At 48.1% G+C, this 16,840-nt stretch carries 12 protein-coding genes; 10 read left to right on the top strand and 2 right to left on the bottom strand.

The window, feature by feature from the left end; all coding sequences use genetic code 11:
- Positions 1 to 4: 4 nt before the first annotated feature.
- From AC0J5I_RS06660 to metF, 5 genes are all read left to right on the top strand, one after another.
- Positions 5 to 1,261: an L-rhamnose isomerase gene (locus AC0J5I_RS06660; protein ID WP_475304944.1), complete on the top strand. Its 1,257-nt coding sequence runs from the start codon at positions 5 to 7 to the stop codon at positions 1,259 to 1,261.
- A 10-nt stretch (positions 1,262 to 1,271) separates the two neighbouring features.
- The gene (rhaD, locus tag AC0J5I_RS06665) at positions 1,272 to 2,096 is read left to right on the top strand and encodes a rhamnulose-1-phosphate aldolase (RefSeq protein ID WP_211306196.1); all 825 of its coding nucleotides are present in this window, start codon (positions 1,272 to 1,274) and stop codon (positions 2,094 to 2,096) included.
- Between the two features lie 25 nt (positions 2,097 to 2,121).
- Positions 2,122 to 3,279, top strand: coding sequence for an iron-containing alcohol dehydrogenase (locus AC0J5I_RS06670; protein WP_475304948.1), 1,158 nt, complete (start codon positions 2,122 to 2,124; stop codon positions 3,277 to 3,279).
- A 489-nt stretch (positions 3,280 to 3,768) separates the two neighbouring features.
- On the top strand, positions 3,769 to 6,045 hold the full coding sequence (gene metE / locus AC0J5I_RS06675; protein WP_475304952.1) for a 5-methyltetrahydropteroyltriglutamate--homocysteine S-methyltransferase: 2,277 nt from the start codon (positions 3,769 to 3,771) through the stop codon (positions 6,043 to 6,045).
- Between the two features lie 18 nt (positions 6,046 to 6,063).
- On the top strand, positions 6,064 to 6,924 hold the full coding sequence (gene metF, locus AC0J5I_RS06680) for a methylenetetrahydrofolate reductase [NAD(P)H] (RefSeq protein ID WP_107994696.1): 861 nt from the start codon (positions 6,064 to 6,066) through the stop codon (positions 6,922 to 6,924).
- Between the two features lie 598 nt (positions 6,925 to 7,522).
- Here metF and AC0J5I_RS06685 read toward each other — a convergent pair.
- A complete protein-coding gene (locus tag AC0J5I_RS06685; protein WP_107994697.1) occupies positions 7,523 to 8,806 on the bottom strand; it encodes a DEAD/DEAH box helicase in 1,284 nt (427 codons plus the stop codon).
- A 357-nt stretch (positions 8,807 to 9,163) separates the two neighbouring features.
- Positions 9,164 to 9,640, bottom strand: coding sequence for an RpiB/LacA/LacB family sugar-phosphate isomerase (locus AC0J5I_RS06690; RefSeq protein ID WP_107994698.1), 477 nt, complete (start codon positions 9,638 to 9,640; stop codon positions 9,164 to 9,166).
- A 208-nt stretch (positions 9,641 to 9,848) separates the two neighbouring features.
- On the opposite strand from AC0J5I_RS06690, the gene AC0J5I_RS06695 reads away from it, so the two are divergent.
- The 5 genes from AC0J5I_RS06695 (at position 9,849) to ulaG (ending at position 16,836) form a co-directional block, all read left to right on the top strand.
- The gene (locus tag AC0J5I_RS06695) at positions 9,849 to 12,596 is read left to right on the top strand and encodes an alpha-L-rhamnosidase (protein ID WP_475304965.1); all 2,748 of its coding nucleotides are present in this window, start codon (positions 9,849 to 9,851) and stop codon (positions 12,594 to 12,596) included.
- Positions 12,597 to 12,678: 82 nt separating this feature from the next.
- Positions 12,679 to 13,677 (top strand): AraC family transcriptional regulator, encoded by a 999-nt coding sequence (locus AC0J5I_RS06700; RefSeq protein WP_475304969.1) that lies wholly within the window; start codon positions 12,679 to 12,681, stop codon positions 13,675 to 13,677.
- 139 nt (positions 13,678 to 13,816) lie between these two features.
- Positions 13,817 to 14,557, top strand: a complete 741-nt coding sequence (locus AC0J5I_RS06705) for a hypothetical protein (protein ID WP_475304974.1) — start codon at positions 13,817 to 13,819, stop codon at positions 14,555 to 14,557.
- A gap of 83 nt (positions 14,558 to 14,640) precedes the next feature.
- Entirely contained in the window at positions 14,641 to 15,447 is an 807-nt protein-coding gene (locus AC0J5I_RS06710) for a DeoR/GlpR family DNA-binding transcription regulator (protein ID WP_107994708.1), read from the top strand.
- A 324-nt stretch (positions 15,448 to 15,771) separates the two neighbouring features.
- On the top strand, positions 15,772 to 16,836 hold the full coding sequence (gene ulaG, locus AC0J5I_RS06715; protein WP_086628866.1) for an L-ascorbate 6-phosphate lactonase: 1,065 nt from the start codon (positions 15,772 to 15,774) through the stop codon (positions 16,834 to 16,836).
- The last annotated feature ends 4 nt before the right edge of the window (positions 16,837 to 16,840 follow it).

Genomic DNA, 16,840 nt, shown 5'->3' on the forward strand with positions numbered 1-16,840 from the left:
ACAGATGACAAAACCTATTGAAGAAGCATACACTTTAGCAAAACAAAAATACGCCGCCATCGGTGTGGATACAGATGCAGTACTTGAAAAACTGAGCCAAATCAAGGTTTCATTGCAATGCTGGCAAGGGGACGATGTATTGGGATTCATGTTCCCTGATCAAGCCTTGACCGGCGGGATTTCCGTCAGCGGCAACTACCCAGGAAAAGCGACAACACCAACGCAACTGCGTGCTGATTTGGATAAAGCCTTGAGCCTGATCCCAGGCAACCACAAAGTGAATCTGCATGCCATCTATGTGGATACGGACGAAAAAATCGACTTGGATCAAATCGAACCGAAGCACTACGAAAAATGGGTGCAATGGGCAAAAGAAAAAGGTCTTGGACTGGACTTCAACCCTACTTGCTTCTCCCATCCGAAATCAACAGACGGCACCTTGTCCAGCAGCGACCCTGAAACACAAGCATTCTGGATCGAGCACGTGAAACGCAGCCGCAAAGTGGCCGCTTACTTCGGTGAAGAACTGAACCAAACTTGCGTGAACAACATTTGGATCCCGGATGGCTACAAAGATAACCCAATCGATAAAATGTCGCCGCGTGTCCGTCTGCGCGATGCGTTGGATCAATGTTTGGAAGAGAAATTCGATGATGCGCACATGTTGGACGCAGTCGAAGGAAAACTCTTCGGCATCGGTGCTGAAAGCTTCACGACCGGTTCCAACGATTTCTACCTGTCTTACGCATTAACAAGAGACATCTTGTGGACAATTGATGCGGGACATTTCCACCCAACCGAGGATGTTTCCGATAAATTCACGGCCTTCCTGCCTTTCGGCAAAGGTTTGATGCTGCACGTGAGCCGTCCGATTCGTTGGGATTCCGATCACGTTGTCATCTTGGATGAAGCGACTACCCGCATCGGCGAAACATTGGTGCGCAACGACTTGTTGGACAAAACATTCATCGGCATGGACTTCTTCGATGCAACGATCAACCGTGTCGCAGCCATGGTCATCGGCGCGCGCAGCACCTTGAAATCCTTGTTGTTGGGCATGTTGAGCCCAATCGAAACATTGAAGGATGCCGAAATCACTGGCGACTTCACAACCCGTTTGGCTGTCACGGAAGAAATGAAATCTTATCCATTCGGCGCTGTCTGGGAATTCTATTGCCAACAACAAAATGTTCCGGCTGGTACGGAATGGCTGACTGAAGTAAAAAACTACGAACAAAAAATTCTGACGGAACGCAAATAAGGGGGAAACCATCAAAATGAAAAACATTTTAGAAGCACCATTCATCAAAGAAGTCATGCTGTTGACGGACGTCATGTACAAATTCGGCTGGCACGAAAGAAACAGCGGCAACTTGTCCTACTTGCTGAAAGAAGAGGAAATCACGGAATATCTGGACCTGAACGAAGTGAAACGCAACATTCCGATCGCTTTCGACGGAAAAGCTTTGGCCGGGAAATATTTCCTGGTCACCGGAACAGGGAAATTCTTCAAAAACGTCATCCATGACCCGGCTGATGTTTTGGGTATTTTGAAAGTAACTGCGGAAGGCAACAGCGTAGACCTGTTGTGGGGATACGAAAATGGAGCGGCTCCTACAAGCGAATTGCCCGCTCATTTGATGTCGCACATTTCGCGCTTGTCGGTCGATCCTGAAAACCGTGTCGTTTACCACTGCCACGCAACCAACTTGTTGGCGATGTCATTCTCTTGCGAGTTGGATGAAAGAAGCTTCACGCGCATCCTTTGGAAAATGTGTACTGAGTCATTGGTCGTGTTCCCAGAAGGCGTGGGCATCCTGCCTTGGTTGATGCCTGGAACGAACGAAATTGGCGAAGCAACTGCTGAGAAAATGAAGGAGTACCGTCTGATCGTATGGCCGCACCACGGTTTGTACGCAGCCGGAAAAGACTTGGAAGAGTGCTTCGGTTTGGTCGAAACGGCTGAAAAATCAGCGACCGTCTACACACTAGTACAATCTCAAGGCGGCATCAGACAGGAAATCACTGATGAGCAATTAAGCAATCTGGGCAAACGTTTCTCTGTAACCCCAAGAGCGGGCTACTTGAACATCTAATCTTATCAAAAGGGGATAATGCAAAATGGCAACTTTTTATGTACCAGCAACAAACCTTATCGGAATAGGCTGCATCAAGGAATTAGGCAGCAATGTGAAGGAACTTGGCTACAAGAAAGCTTTGTTCGTAACGGATAACTTCTTGGCTAAAAGCGAAATGATCGACGTTGTCTTGGCAGAATTGGACAACGCGGCTATCGACTATGTGGTCTATGCGGATGTCGATCCGAACCCGACTTGCAAAAACGTCAACGAAGGCGTGGCTATGGCCCAGGCTGAAAACTGCGACTTCATCATTTCCTTCGGCGGCGGCTCTCCGCAGGATGCAGCGAGCGCCATCAGCATCATCCTGACGAACGGCGGCAAACCGCAGGATTACGAAGGTTTGCACAAATCCGCTAAAGCCGGCTTGCCGGTTGTGGCGATCAACACGACTGCCGGAACATCCGCTGAAATTACGATCAACTACGTCATCACTGATGAAGATCGCAAAGTGAAGATGGTTATGGTCGACAAAAACAGTTTGGCGAAGATTTCCGTGAACGATCCTGAATTGATGCTGACGATGCCGAAATCATTGACTGCAGCGACCGGGATGGATGCTTTGACGCATGCGATCGAATCGATGGTAACGCCTGGCGCTTACCCTGTGACCGAAGTCTTGGCTTCCGGAGCAATCGAATTGATCCGTGAATACTTGCCGAAAGCTGTAGAAAACGGTACTGATCTGGATGCGCGCGACAAAATGGTCAACGCCATCTTCTTGGGCGGAATGGCCTTCAACAATGCTGGCCTGGGTTATGTGCATTCGATGGCGCACCAATTGGGTGCCGTCTACCACTTGCCGCACGGTGTCTGCTGTGCGATGCTGTTGCCGATCGTGGAAGCTGAAAATGCCAAATTCGCTCCTGAACGTTTCCGCAAAGTAGCGAAAGCATTAGGATTGACTGTGACAGCTGACGTATCCGATCAAGCCTGCGCGGATTACACGGTCGAAGAAATCAAACGTTTGTCCAAAGTTGTCGGTATTCCAACATCATTGAATGAACTGGGCATCAAGGAAGAGGAATTCGATTACGACTACCTGTCCAAAAATGCCATGATCGATGCCTGCGCACCAGGAAATCCATTCACTCCGACATTAGAAGAAACGATTGCGATGTACAAAAAATTGTTCCAATAATCCAAACCTGATCCAAAAAAAACGACTTTTTCAAAAAAATCAGATAATCCGAATTTGTCCAAAAATAAGGATATCCAAACGAAGAAGAGCCATCTCGATTTTTGAGGCGGCTCTTCTTTGCTGTGCCAAAAGACGGTTATAGAACTGGATGTCGGTTGTTGAGGATGCCAGGAATACCGAACAGTCGACAGAAAATCGAACTCTCGGCTGTTCGTACCACGAAGCGCTCGAAACAGCCGACAAAACCCGGCTCAACTCCGACCAACCTGGATTGGCCTACCTGCTCGTATAGCATTAAACTATAGCTGCGTATATTTATTAAGTGTTATCCTATATCCGTTTTCCGTGGCATACTGGAGCAACCTTCTGATAGTAGCTGATCAGCAACTATCGGGACAGTGGTAGGACATCATGTTCGCAGTTTTCCTTGATGACTGGGAAGGGACTTGAAATAGCAGGAACCAAAAAAATGAAATGGAGGAATTCAAAATGAACAGTTCACTAATCGGTTTTCCAAGAGTAGGCAAAGGGCGCGAGTTGAAATTCGCATCCGAAAAATATTTCAGAAAAGAAATTTCAGTAGAAGAGTTGGAGAAAGTCGCAAAGGGTCTTAAGATAATGCACTGGAATCTGCAGCAGGCTGCCGGCATCACCCACATCCCTTCGAATGATTTTTCATATTACGACAACTTGCTGGATGTGACTGTCTTGTTGAATGCTCTGCCAAACGGCTACAAACAGCTTGGTCTGAACGAGCGCGATACTTATTTCGCGGCGGCGCGCGGCTATCAGGGCGAAGCAGGCGACGTCAAAGCGTTGGCGATGAAGAAATGGTTCAACACCAATTATCATTATTTGGTTCCGGAGCTGTCCGACGATACTGAAATCAAATTGGCGGGCGACAAGCCTTTTGCCGAGTATGAAGAAGCCAAAGAAATCGGCGTGCTGACGAAACCGGTCCTCATCGGCGGATTCACTTTCCTGAAACTGGCCAAATATAAAGGCTCAAAAACAATAAATGATTTTGCCGAGCAAGTGGCAGATGCCTATATCGCAATATTAGATAGGTTCAATGAGCAAGGCGTGGCGTGGGTGCAGTTCGATGAGCCGAGTCTCGTCACTGATCTGTCCGATGAAGATGTCGCATTGTTTGCTTCCCTTTACAAAAAGGTGTTGGCGCATAAAGGCAACGTAAAAGTATTGCTGCAGACATATTTCGGGGATATCCGGGACAGCTACGAGGAAGTGATCGGGCTCGACTTCGACGGCATCGGCCTTGACTTCATCGAAGGCAAGCAAACGGTGGAACTTTTGGAAAGACATGGCTTTCCGGCTGATAAAACGTTGTTTGCCGGCGTCCTGAACGGTAAAAACATCTGGAAGAACGACTACAAAAAGGTCATCGAATTGGTCAATGGGCTGGGAAAATACAGCAACGACATCGTCATCAGCACTTCCTGTTCACTGCTGCATGTTCCCTACACGTTGGAAAATGAGACGAGCTTGCCGGAGGAAGTATCCCAGTATTTCGCTTTCGCTAAGGAAAGGCTGCAGGAAATCAAGGAACTGACGGAACTGATCGGCACTTCCGGATATGAAGGGCAGGAAGCCTATCTTGCAAATCAACAAGTCTTTTCAGCGGACCGGGTGTACGAAGACAAGCATGTTCAAGCATCCGTGGCGAGCTTGACGGAAAGGGATTTTGTCAGAAACGTTCCGAGAAAAGAACGGAGAGCGATCCAAAAGGAGAAGCTGCAACTGGGGCTGTTGCCGACGACGACAATCGGTTCCTTCCCGCAGACGAGGGAAGTGAAGCAAAACCGCAGCAAATACCGTAAAGGCGACATCGACAGAGCCGAATACGATGAAAACATCAAAGGCTTCATCAAAGAATGCATCGATCTGCAGGAGGAACTGGGGTTGGATGTGCTAGTCCACGGCGAATCCGAGCGCAACGACATGGTTGAGTTCTTCGGCGAAAACTTGGCGGGGTACGTATTTACCGAAAAAGCCTGGGTGCAGTCCTACGGAACAAGATGCGTCAAGCCGCCGATCATCTTCGGCGATATCCGACGCGAAAACCCGATCACCGTGTTCTATTCGGAATATGCGCAGAGTCTTTCCGACAAACCGGTCAAAGGGATGCTGACGGGTCCAGTGACGATCCTGAATTGGTCGTTTCCGCGTGAGGACATTTCGTTGAGGGAGATGGCTTTCCAGATCGGTCTGGCAATCCGCGAAGAGGTTCTGGATTTGGAGGAAGCGGGCATCAAGATTATCCAGATCGATGAAGCGGCTTTGAAAGAGAAGTTGCCGATCCGCAGGGAAGAATGGGCGAGCGAGTATCTTGATTGGGCAATCCCAGCATTCCGCCTTTGCCACAGCGGCGTGCGGCCGGAGACGCAGGTGCATACGCATATGTGCTACAGCGAATTCGAGGAGATTGTACAGGATATCGACAACATGGATGCGGACGTCATTTCATTCGAAGCTTCCCGTTCCAAACTGACCATCATCGATGCCTTGAAGGCGAACCAATTCGAAACGGAAGTTGGACCGGGCGTATACGATATCCACTCCCCGCGCGTGCCGAGTGTCGAAGAGATGGTGGCGGTATTGAAGAACGCACTGACGAAGATAGACGAGGAAAACCTATGGATCAATCCGGATTGCGGACTGAAAACCAGAGGCATCAAAGAAACGAGAGAAAGCCTGGCCAATCTTGTGGCGGCGGCGAAAATCATCAAAGACGCAGTTTCGGTCTAAAAAAAGAGGTGAAAGCTGATGAAAATAGAATCCAAATTCCAAAAGAAAAAACCGGTGCTTTCCTTCGAAATATTTCCGCCGAAGCGGGATAAAGCGATCCAGAACATCGATGAGACACTGGCGATCCTGAGCGAACTGAACCCTGATTTCATCAGCGTAACCTTTGGCGCAGGCGGAAGCCACACGAATAATCAGACCGTGGAATTGGCCAAACGGATCAAGCATCAATACGGGATCGATCCGTTGGTGCATCTGACTTGCCTGAATCATTCGAAATTCGAAATCTGCGAATTGCTGGAGGAACTGAAGGATGCCGACATCGACAGCATCCTTGCCTTGCGCGGGGATGCAAACCCGGCAGTAGAAGCAAAGAAGGACTTCCGGTATGCCAGCGACTTGGTCAAATTCATCAGGCAGTACGGTGATTTTTCCATCAGCGGTGCCTGTTATCCGGAATGCCACACGGAATCCAAGAACAAAGTCGAGGACATCGCCCATCTGAAGGAGAAGGTGGACAGCGGGGTGCAGCATCTGATCTCCCAGCTTTTTTTCGACAACAACGCCTTCTATTCTTTTCAAGAACATATCCAGATTGCAGGCATGCATGTGCCGGTTGAGGCGGGCATTATGCCGGTCATCAATAAAGCCCAGATCGAAAGGATGGTGACGCTCTGCGGCGCCTCCTTGCCGGAAAAGTTTTCCCGAGTGATGCACAAATACGAAGACAACAAAGAGGCACTTTTCGATGCTGGTATGGCCTACGCGATCAATCAAATTGTCGATCTACTGGCGCACGATGTCGACGGCATCCACATCTATACGATGAACAATCCAATCGTCGCAAAAAGGATCTGCGACGGGATCAAGAATCTGATTTGAATGCGAACTTTTTTGGGAGTCGCTCATCGGAGTTGCGGTTCCCGGTAATAGCTGTCCTCCGTCGAACGAGGGCTCGTCGGAGGAGCGGATTTTGCGCACGCGTCAGCTCCGGCGAAGCCAACCCTGGTCGGAGTTGGGACATTCCTCCGGTGAGCGCCCCTCTCAACGGAGGAGCGGTTCCCGGTAATAGCTGTCCTCCTGCAAGCGAATGCTGGCCGGAGCTGAGTGCGCGGCCGGAGACTGTCCTCCGTCGAACGAGGGCTCGTCGGAGGAGCGGATTTTACGCACGCGTCAGCTCCGGTGAAGCCACCCCTGATCGAAGCTGGTGCTTTCCTCCAGCGAGCGCCCCTCTCAACGGAGTAGCGGTTCCCGGTAATAGCTCTCCTCCCGCGGGCGAATGTTGGCCGGAGCTGAGTGGGCGGACGGAGGCTGTCCTCCGTCGAACGAGGGCTCGTCGGAGGAGCGGCTTTTGCGCACGCGTCAACTCCGGCGAAGCCTCCGTTCACCGGAGGAAAACCGCTCATCCCGCCTCTCTCATCAGATTTTTTCAGAAAAAAGAGCTCCAGCCAAAAAATGGCGGGAGCTCTTTTGTGTGTTATCAGTTACTTTGTGTATTTTTTTTGGTCTGGAAACGCGGTCTTTGTGCGGCTTTTTGGCCGCCTCTTGGACCTTGTTGGTTTTTGACGCGGGTTCCGTTACTGCGCGCGGCAACCGGTTTTTTCGGTTGCGGTGCAGCTGCCTTCGTGCCTTCTTTCAACATAAAAGGCTGATCTGTTACGACCGGAACTTTTCTCTGGATAAGTTTTTCTATGTCACGCAACAAAGATGCTTCGGTTTCATCACAGAATGAGATGGCTTTTCCGCCGCGTCCTGCGCGTCCTGTACGGCCGATACGGTGAACATAGGTTTCCGGAACTTCAGGCAAATCAAACAGAATAACATGCGAAAGTTCAGGCACATCGATACCACGGGCTGCGATATCTGTCGCTACAAGAACGCTGGTTTTTTTGGTCTTGAAGTTTTCCAAAGCTCGTTGACGCGCGGTCTGGGATTTGTTTCCGTGGATCGCTTCGGCTGAAAGGCCTGCTTGCAAAAGCTTTTTGACGATCTTGTTGGCGCCATGCTTCGTTCTTGAGAAGACAAGGGATCGCTCCATTGAATCTTCCTTCAACAGGTGGATAAGCAGGTCGGTTTTGTCGGTCTTGGCTACAGGGTAAACGCTCTGGTGGATGATTTCCACAGTCGAGGAAACCGGAGTGACTTCGACTTTCACCGGATTTGACAAAATAGTGCCGGCAAGTTTTTCGATCTCATTCGGCATAGTGGCCGAGAAGAACATGCTCTGACGTTTCTTAGGCAATTCGCGGATAATGCGGCGTACATCATGCAGCATCCCCATGTCCAACATCATATCCGCTTCATCCAAGACAAAGAAATCTACCTGGTTCAGTTTGATGTATCCTTGTCCGATCAGGTCCAACAATCTACCTGGTGTCGCGACAAGGATATCCGTTCCGCGTTTCAGCGCAGCTGTCTGAGGATTCTGGGAAACACCACCAAAAATGACTTGGATCTTCAATGGAAGGTATTTAGCATAAATTTGGAAGCTTTCCCCGATTTGCAGGGCAAGTTCACGGGTAGGAGCAAGGATCAGCGCTTTGATGGCGCCTTTTCCAGCGGTTTCTTGGTCCGTTAAGTTCTGAAGAATCGGTAGAGCAAAGGCAGCGGTCTTACCGGTACCGGTTTGAGCACAACCCAACAAATCCTTGTTGTTCATCAGATGCGGAATAGCATCTTCTTGGATGGGCGTAGCTTTCGTGTAGCCAGCTTCTTTCAGTGCGCGCAACAGGTGTTGGTTCAATTCTAGTTCTTTAAATAACAAATGGTTCTCCTTCAGCATGTTCTACATGCATTTGATTTTAGTAAATATGTTTCGGGTCAGGCCAATTTGGGAAAGAAAGTCGGACTCTCGGTTTGCCAAATTCCTCACCGCGAAACGTTATATAGGTTCTCTGAGCAACAGCGTGACTGGTCTACTATATCACAAATGGAGGCAAAAGTCATAGAATTCCGCTTTTGGGTGGAATAATAAGGGTGCAAACAAGGCAAGGAAGCGTTGAGGAATCCGAAATAACCCGCAAAAAAAACCGCGCCGAAATGGATTCGTTCTTCCATTTCGATGCGGCCTTGTTTTTGTGGAATTTGTACTTTGAATAGCGTACCGCCAGTTCATAAATGACTAGTCCTGGATTTCATCCAATCTCTTCAGATGCTTCTCGGCAATCTTCTTCACTTTGTCGACGCGGTTGGTGTATCTTTCGATATCGCTCAGGTAGTCGGTAGTCATCCAAGCCGTCACGATTTCAAGCGCCAACGCCGAACCGATGATCTTTCCGCCGAGGCAGAGGACATTCGTGTCGGAGTGGGAACGCGCCAGTTTCGCGCAGAAAGGATCTTGGCAGACCGCTGCATAGACGCCGTAGATTTTGTTGGCGATCATGGCACTGCCGTAACCGACGCCATCGACAAAAATACCGCGGTCGGCTTTTCCTTCCGCCACAGCCAGTGAGGCAGGGTAAACATAATCGGACAGGTCACAAGGTTCTTCGTTGTAAGGTCCGAAGTCGAGCACTTCATGGCCTTCCTTTTCGAGTAAAGCTTTGACTTCTTCTTTCAATGCGAAGCCGGCATGGTCGCTGGAAACGGCAATTTTCATTTAAATCCCTCCATTATCTGTCATTCAACAAAAGTATAAGCCAAATGGCGAGAGTAGTACAGACTGAGTTTTCAGATCAAGGCACCACCAAGCTCTGAATAAATAATTAATCTGCATATAGAGCATTTTTACGTATGATTTTGATGTAGTTTTACAGATTGGTTTTGCTTATAGTAATCCTATACTAAAAAACAAGGAGGGGAAACGCATGGAAATCATGGATATAAAATTTAACGGCATTGTGGAACCTATTGGGTATCATTTTGAGCCATTGATCGTCAGTTGGGCGGTCGACAACGGGTTAGGGGAAATGCAAAAAGAGGCAAGCCTCCAGGTAGCTGACGATCACGAATTCAAGGAAATTGTGCTTGAGAGAAACGGTGATCTGGACAGTTCAGGGGAAACGTTGACGCTTCAGTTGAAGCCCAGAACACGCTATTATGTACAGATTCGTGTAACTGCTGAAGATGGTAAAGTGGCTGAATCGACAAGCTTTTTTGAGACTGGGAAAATGGATGAAGCATGGGATGCCGAATGGATCGGGCCGAAGGTGCAGGAAGAAATCCATCCGATTCTGTTCAAGGATTTCGAACTGAACCATGAAGTAAAAGAATCCCGCCTGTATATCAGTGGGGTTGGGCTTTATGAAGCAAGTTTGAACGGAAAGAAGATCGGAAATGATGTGCTGGCGCCATTCGTCAACAACTACGAAGCTTTCATCCAAATCCAAACATATGATGTAACCGAACAATTAAAACAAAGCAATCAGTTGGCGATCATGTTGGGCAACGGCTGGTACAAAGGGAGATTCGGCCTGAGCGGCGAAAATGCTTATTTCGGAGACAAGTTTGCGGCGATTGCTGAATTGGTGGTGCGCTACGAAAACGGGACGGAAGAGCGGATCGTGACGGATCTCAGCTGGAAAGCGACGCTGAGCGATATCACGAACAGCGGCATCTACGATGGCGAAACAATCGACCGGACACTTGATAAAGCGGGACGCAGTGATGAGGTGGCGATTGTTGGCATTCCGAAAGAAAAATTGCAAGACCGCTTGAGCCCGGGATTGAGCATTCACGAAGTAGTTCCTTTGCAGGAGGTCATCAAGACCCCGAATGGCGAGATGGTAATTGATTTCGGGCAGAACTTTGCCGGTTGGCTTGCGTTTGATGCCGATTTTCCGGCAGGGACCGAGGTGCACTTTGAGTTCGGGGAAATACTGCAGCAAGGCAATTTTTATAATGAGAATTACGGCACTGCCACAGCAGGCTTCCGTTACATTTCCAATGGAACAGCCGAAACGGTTCACCCGCATTTCACTTACTTTGGCTTTCGCTATGCGCGTGTGACGGGCTGGCCGGCAGATAAGCAAATTGCCGTGCGCGGGTTGGCCATCTATTCCGATATGACGCGAACGGGCATCATCGAAACCGGCAATGCTAAAGTGAATCAATTGTATTCAAACTCGCTTTGGGGGCTCAAATCAAACTTCCTCGATATGCCGACCGATTGTCCGCAAAGGGCTGAGCGGCTGGGCTGGACCGGGGATGCGCAAGTATTTGCCCCGACCGCAAGCTATCATATGGATACGCGGGCTTTTTACCGCAAATATCTGATCGATATGCGCACGGAACAGGAAAAACTGTCGGGAAGCATCCCGAATTATATGCCGGCGATGGCTACGCAAGGTGGCGCAGCCGTCTGGGGAGATGCAGCAACGTTCATTCCTAAGGCTTTATGGACTGCCTATGGGAACAAGGAAGAAGTCGGGCAGTACTACCCGCTTATGAAAGATTGGGTGGATTGGACAGGTTCTAAAATCGAGAAAGCGCATGGCTGGAAAACGGAGCTTAATGCCGGTGGGTTCCAGTTCGGGGATTGGCTGGCTTTGGATGGCGCGACTCCTTCATCATTCAAAGGAAGCACTGACGATACGTTTATTGCTTCGGCTTATTATTATGAAAGTCTGTGCATCGTCGCGGAAGTTGCAGCTTTGATTGGGAATGAGTCTGACGCGGCCTATTATCGCGGACTCAGCGAACAAGTCCGGGAGCGGATTTTGTTCGAGTATGTGACCCCATCCGGACGCTTGTCCATCGACACCCAATCGGGGTACATCATTGCTTTGAAGTTCAAACTATTCCGTGAGCGCGAAGTGGTCATTGAGCAGCTGAAAACTCGTTTAAAAAAAGATCTGTATAAAATAAAATCCGGTTTCGTGGGAACTCCGATTTTTTGCCAAGTTTTATCAGAGAATGGCATGGTCGATCTGGCTTATGAATTCTTGCTCAATGAAGGCTTCCCGGGCTGGTTGTATGCGGTGAATCTTGGCGCGACGACAATCTGGGAGCGCTGGAACAGCGTAATGCCTGATGGCACCATGAATCCGGCAGGCATGAATTCCCTGAACCACTACAGTTACGGATCCGTAATCGAGTTTGTCTATAAATATGTGGCGGGCATCCAACCGTTGGAAGCAGGTTTCCGTACCGCAAGATTAGCACCCAATCCAAATGTAAAATTGGGATATGCCCGCGGAAGCTATCAGTCAGCGGCCGGCAAATTCGTCAGCGAATGGAAAATCCTAAAAAACGGCGAGCTGAGCTGCTATTTCGAAGTTCCTTTTGACGCGCAGGCTGAGATCGTGTTGCCGTACTCCAATCGGGAACCAATCAAAGTGGCGTCAGGGATCTATGAATACACTTATCAACCTACAAAAGACCTGAGCGTGCTGTATGATGTGGACACACGCCTGTCGATAATCAAGAACGAAAACAAGGAGCTGTTCGAAGAAATTTTGGGCATTCACGAACGTATCAGAGGCTTTATGGCGTTTGCCGATGAAGAACAGATGAACCTGTCCTTGAATCAGCTCTCAAAATTATTCTACACTGGCATAACCGCAGATATGGTCGCTGAGGCAGAAGTCATATTGAAAAAATCCAATAGTATCTGACGGAAAAAGCAAAGGCCCGAAAGCCTTTGCTTTTTTGGATAGAGTTGATAAAATGGGCATGAAGAACAGAGGAGTGAAAAATATGTCCACAGCACAAGATATTCTGGAAATCTTGCTGAAAGAAACGCCGCTTGAAGCTGAAATGAAAACCATGACGGCTGAACAAATAACCGCTAAATTCCAAAATCAAGCAACAACAGCAGGTTATCTGCTAGATTTCCATTTGTCTGATGAGGATTTTTTTGTGGACCATCAAATCTTCCTGAACCGGCATGCCCGCTATTTTTCCATGCCCACCCACTCGCATGCATTCCTCGAGCTGAATTATCTTCTGCAAGGGCAATGCACCCAGTGGATCGGTCAGGAAAAAATCCAGATGAAGCAAGGCGATTTGCTGATGATCGATCCGGGAACCGGCCATTCCATCGACAAGCTCGGTGAACAGGATATCCTCATCAACATCTTGATCAAGACGGATGCCATCAACACGAAAGTACTCCAAAGGATGGCCCAACGGCACAGTCTGATCACTGATTTTCTGTTGACCGTGGGCAAAAAAAATAGCCGTCACCGACCGTATCTGCATTTCAGCACGGCCGATAATCAGCGGATCAGCAATTGCTTGTCCTATTTGCTTGCCGATTATTTTGGAGGGGAAACGCCTAAATTTGAGAAAGTGGAACTTTGGCTGCTTGTCATCCTGGCCGAACTGGAGGATATCATGTCAAGCGAAGCTGGGGAACTCCCTTTCAACAAGAAAGTGATCGATGCCCTGGAGATCATCGACAGTGAATATGCCAGCATCACACTGGAAGGCCTGGGGAAAAAGTTGAATTTCAACAAAAATTACCTCAGCAATCTGCTCAAACAAGAAACCGGTCTGACCTTCAAGGAGTGGGTCACGAAACGTCGCCTGCAAAAGGCTTACGATCTGCTGGTCGGGACCGACAAACCTATAGAAAAAATCGTTGCAGAGCTTGGCATCACCAGCCCAAGTTATTTCTTCAAGATATTCAAGAATGAGTACGGAGAGACACCAAGTCAGTTAAGGAAAAAAATGCACCGAAACAAAAAGCTATGAGAAAAATCATAGCTTTTTTACTTGCATGAATTCGGCGGGTTTTTTTGCTGTGGCGCCGTCTGCTGATATAATGGAACTGTAGAGAAATTCTTTGGTGACGCGCCGGAATGCTTGTTTTTAAAGGATGGGGGATAAGGATATGCTAGTCGATTTTGCCACTATGAGCAGCAACTATGCGAACTTTGCCGGGATACTTGCCGGGTTTGTGTTCAGCGGCATTTTCTTGCTTCTGGAAGACGAGAAAAGGGATGCTTCCGAGGTCATCAGTATCCTGATGGTCGGCTTTTTCGGACTCCTGCTTACAGCCTTTTTGTTTTCTAACATCAGCGGGATGGATGCGGAGACGCTTGATGAAAACCGAATACGGATGGTGTCCTTCCATATGGTGATAGCCAGCATCATCTTCTCGATCGCGATCATGCAAATGTTCCTCAGCCTTGTCTTTATTTTCATCCTGTATCAATTGCCGACGCAGGTCATCAGTCTGGGGAAAACAATCTATTACGGATCTGCCCTGATCGCAACGATGTTTGTGATCAGAACGATTCCGATTCTGTATACCGACGAGGCCATCTTATCCGCTCTGCCCCGAAATCTGTATCTTGCGGTAGCTGTTACCGCGGTATTTTCGTTTCTCCTCAGCAAAATTTTCAGGAGAAGGCTGGACGCCCTGTTCGAACGCTACTTCATCATGATCATTACCGCCACATTTCTGTTCATGCTGCTGCTCGTTGTCCTTTATAATACGCAAATCCATCTGAGGGACATTCCTATTATCGTTGATCAGGTTATCATGGGGATGTTCACCGTCAATATGATGATCAACAACTTCAGCATCGACCATGAATACCGGATGATGCAGTTGCACAACAAAAAATGAGCGTTTTATGTTCGTTTTGTGAATTTTATTTTGATTTTCCGATTGTTTCAAGTACAATATAAGGAAAGGAACGGGGTGAATGCATGAAGTCTAGTCAAGGGATCGTTTACAAGAGAAGGCAGCACATCCTGAAGGCCCTTCAGGAAAAGAAAGTTGTATTAGTGGAAGATTTGGCGAAAGAACTGGCTGTCTCGGAAATCACCGTCAGACGCGATCTGCAGAGTTTCGACGACCAGCATCTGATCGAGCGTTTTTATGGAGGCGCCCGTTTGTTGGAGGGATCTTTTCAAAAAGAAGAGTACCCGGCTGTCAAGCCGCATCGTTCGAAAAAGCAAGAAATCGCGAAGTTGGCTGCTACTCTGGTCAACGATCATGATATGATCTTCATCAATTCGGGATCTACAGCATTCCTCTTGCTCAACTATTTATCGGACCGGAATGTCACCATCATAACGAACAACGGCCGGGCCATCTTCAGGAATCCGTCCTCGAAAGCGGAAATTGTGCTTTCGGGCGGGGAAATATACGAAAAGAAAAAATCGCTCGTTGGGGATTTCGCCTTGTACACTTTCTCCAAAGTGACGGCGAATATCTGCTTTCTGGGTGTCGGCGGCATCAGTGAAAAAGGGATCACGACCTATGCCTTGCCGGAAACAGCTGTCAATCGGCTGATTCTAGAACGGACGAACGGGCCGCGCATCGTAGTGGCGGAAGGCAGCAAAGTGGGACGGGAACAAAATTTTTCCACCGCCAGCATCAGCCTCATCACGCATCTGGTCACTGACCGCTCTGCGGATCAGGAAGAAATCCAGAAGATTGAAGCCAAGGGAGTCAAGGTACTTTACGTTACCGACGTCAATGACGAAGATGAGATCATAATAGAAGATTAAATAAATAATAACAGAATACAGATCAAAGCGACAAAGCGCGACGGGTGACCCGTCAGTGTTTTGCCGCTTTTTTGTTGGAATCAGGCTGACCGCTGTTCTTAAAGCAATCATAAAGAAGAATATTGGCTTGCGAATCGTTCATAACCAGTGAAACGATCATAAAAATAAGCTAAAGATTGTTTGTTTTGGACCTATTGCGACTGAAAGCGTTTTATTGTATGATTAATTCATCGAAAGAAATGTTCGTTATATGAACGTTTTAAGATCGGTGTACAAATAATAAGAAAAAGTGATCATAACGATTACGCAGAAGGAGAATGACGAATGGCTAATGTTAATGAGATTACAAAAGAATCTTGGGTATTGAGCACCTTTCCTGAATGGGGCACTTGGCTGAATGAAGAAATCGAAGACACAGTGGTTGCTGAAAATACATTCGCAATGTGGTGGCTAGGCTGTACAGGCATTTGGTTGAAATCACATGAATCGACTAACATCCTTTGTGATTTGTGGTGTGGTACAGGCAAACAATCACACGGTAGCGGCAAGATGAAGGACGGCCACCAAATGCAGCGCATGAGCGGCGTTCAAAATATGCAACCTAACCTTAGAGCACAGCCTTTTGTCATTGATCCTTTCGCAGTGAAGAACGTGGATGCATTAGTCGTTACGCATATCCATTCCGATCACTTGGACATCAACACAGCAGCGGCTGTTCTGAAAAACTCGAGCGACGCGGTTAAATTCGTAGGCCCGCAAGCGGTTGTGGATACTTGGATCGGCTGGGGAGTTCCTGAAGAGAAATGCGTAGTCGTGAAACCGGGAGACAGCGTAAAAATCAAAGACATCGAGATTGTCGCGCTGGAAGCATTCGACCGCACAGCTTTGGTGACGGCTTCTGAAGGAGAAGTTTTAAGAGGGAAGATGCCACAGGACATGGATTTGATTGCAGTGAACTACTTGTTCAAAACTTCAGGCGGGAACTTGTATCACGCAGGCGATTCTCATTACTGCAACTATTTCGCAAAACACGGAAACGATCACCAAGTGGATGTTTGCTTAGGGGCATTCGGCGAAAACCCACGCGGAATCACCGATAAGGTCACTTCAGTGGATATGCTGAGAATGGCGGAATCTTTGAATGCGAAAGTAGTCATCCCGGTCCACTACGACATCTGGTCGAACTTCCAGGCGGATCCTAAAGAACTGATCGAACTGTGGAAATTCAAAAAAGATCGTCTTCAATACGGATTCAAGCCATACATCTGGCAAGTCGGCGGCAAATTCGTCTATCCGAATGACAAAGACAAAATGGAGTTCAATTTCAACCGCGGATTTGACGATGTGTTCAGCGTCGAAAATGATTTGCCTTTCACTTCATTCCTATAATAAC

It is taken from the genome of Trichococcus sp. TS_SC_9, from assembly GCF_056156325.1.

What these genes read in the sequence shown, in the direction of transcription:
- AC0J5I_RS06690 (WP_107994698.1), bottom strand. Translation starts at nt 9,640, where the DNA reads ATGAAAATTGCCGTTTCCAGCGACCATGCCGGCTTCGCATTGAAAGAA.
- AC0J5I_RS06705 (WP_475304974.1), top strand. Translation starts at nt 13,817, where the DNA reads ATGCTAGTCGATTTTGCCACTATGAGCAGCAACTATGCGAACTTTGCC.
- metF (WP_107994696.1), top strand. Translation starts at nt 6,064, where the DNA reads ATGAAAATAGAATCCAAATTCCAAAAGAAAAAACCGGTGCTTTCCTTC.
- AC0J5I_RS06710 (WP_107994708.1), top strand. Translation starts at nt 14,641, where the DNA reads ATGAAGTCTAGTCAAGGGATCGTTTACAAGAGAAGGCAGCACATCCTG.
- ulaG (WP_086628866.1), top strand. Translation starts at nt 15,772, where the DNA reads ATGGCTAATGTTAATGAGATTACAAAAGAATCTTGGGTATTGAGCACC.
- AC0J5I_RS06695 (WP_475304965.1), top strand. Translation starts at nt 9,849, where the DNA reads ATGGAAATCATGGATATAAAATTTAACGGCATTGTGGAACCTATTGGG.
- AC0J5I_RS06700 (WP_475304969.1), top strand. Translation starts at nt 12,679, where the DNA reads ATGTCCACAGCACAAGATATTCTGGAAATCTTGCTGAAAGAAACGCCG.
- AC0J5I_RS06660 (WP_475304944.1), top strand. Translation starts at nt 5, where the DNA reads ATGACAAAACCTATTGAAGAAGCATACACTTTAGCAAAACAAAAATAC.
- metE (WP_475304952.1), top strand. Translation starts at nt 3,769, where the DNA reads ATGAACAGTTCACTAATCGGTTTTCCAAGAGTAGGCAAAGGGCGCGAG.
- AC0J5I_RS06670 (WP_475304948.1), top strand. Translation starts at nt 2,122, where the DNA reads ATGGCAACTTTTTATGTACCAGCAACAAACCTTATCGGAATAGGCTGC.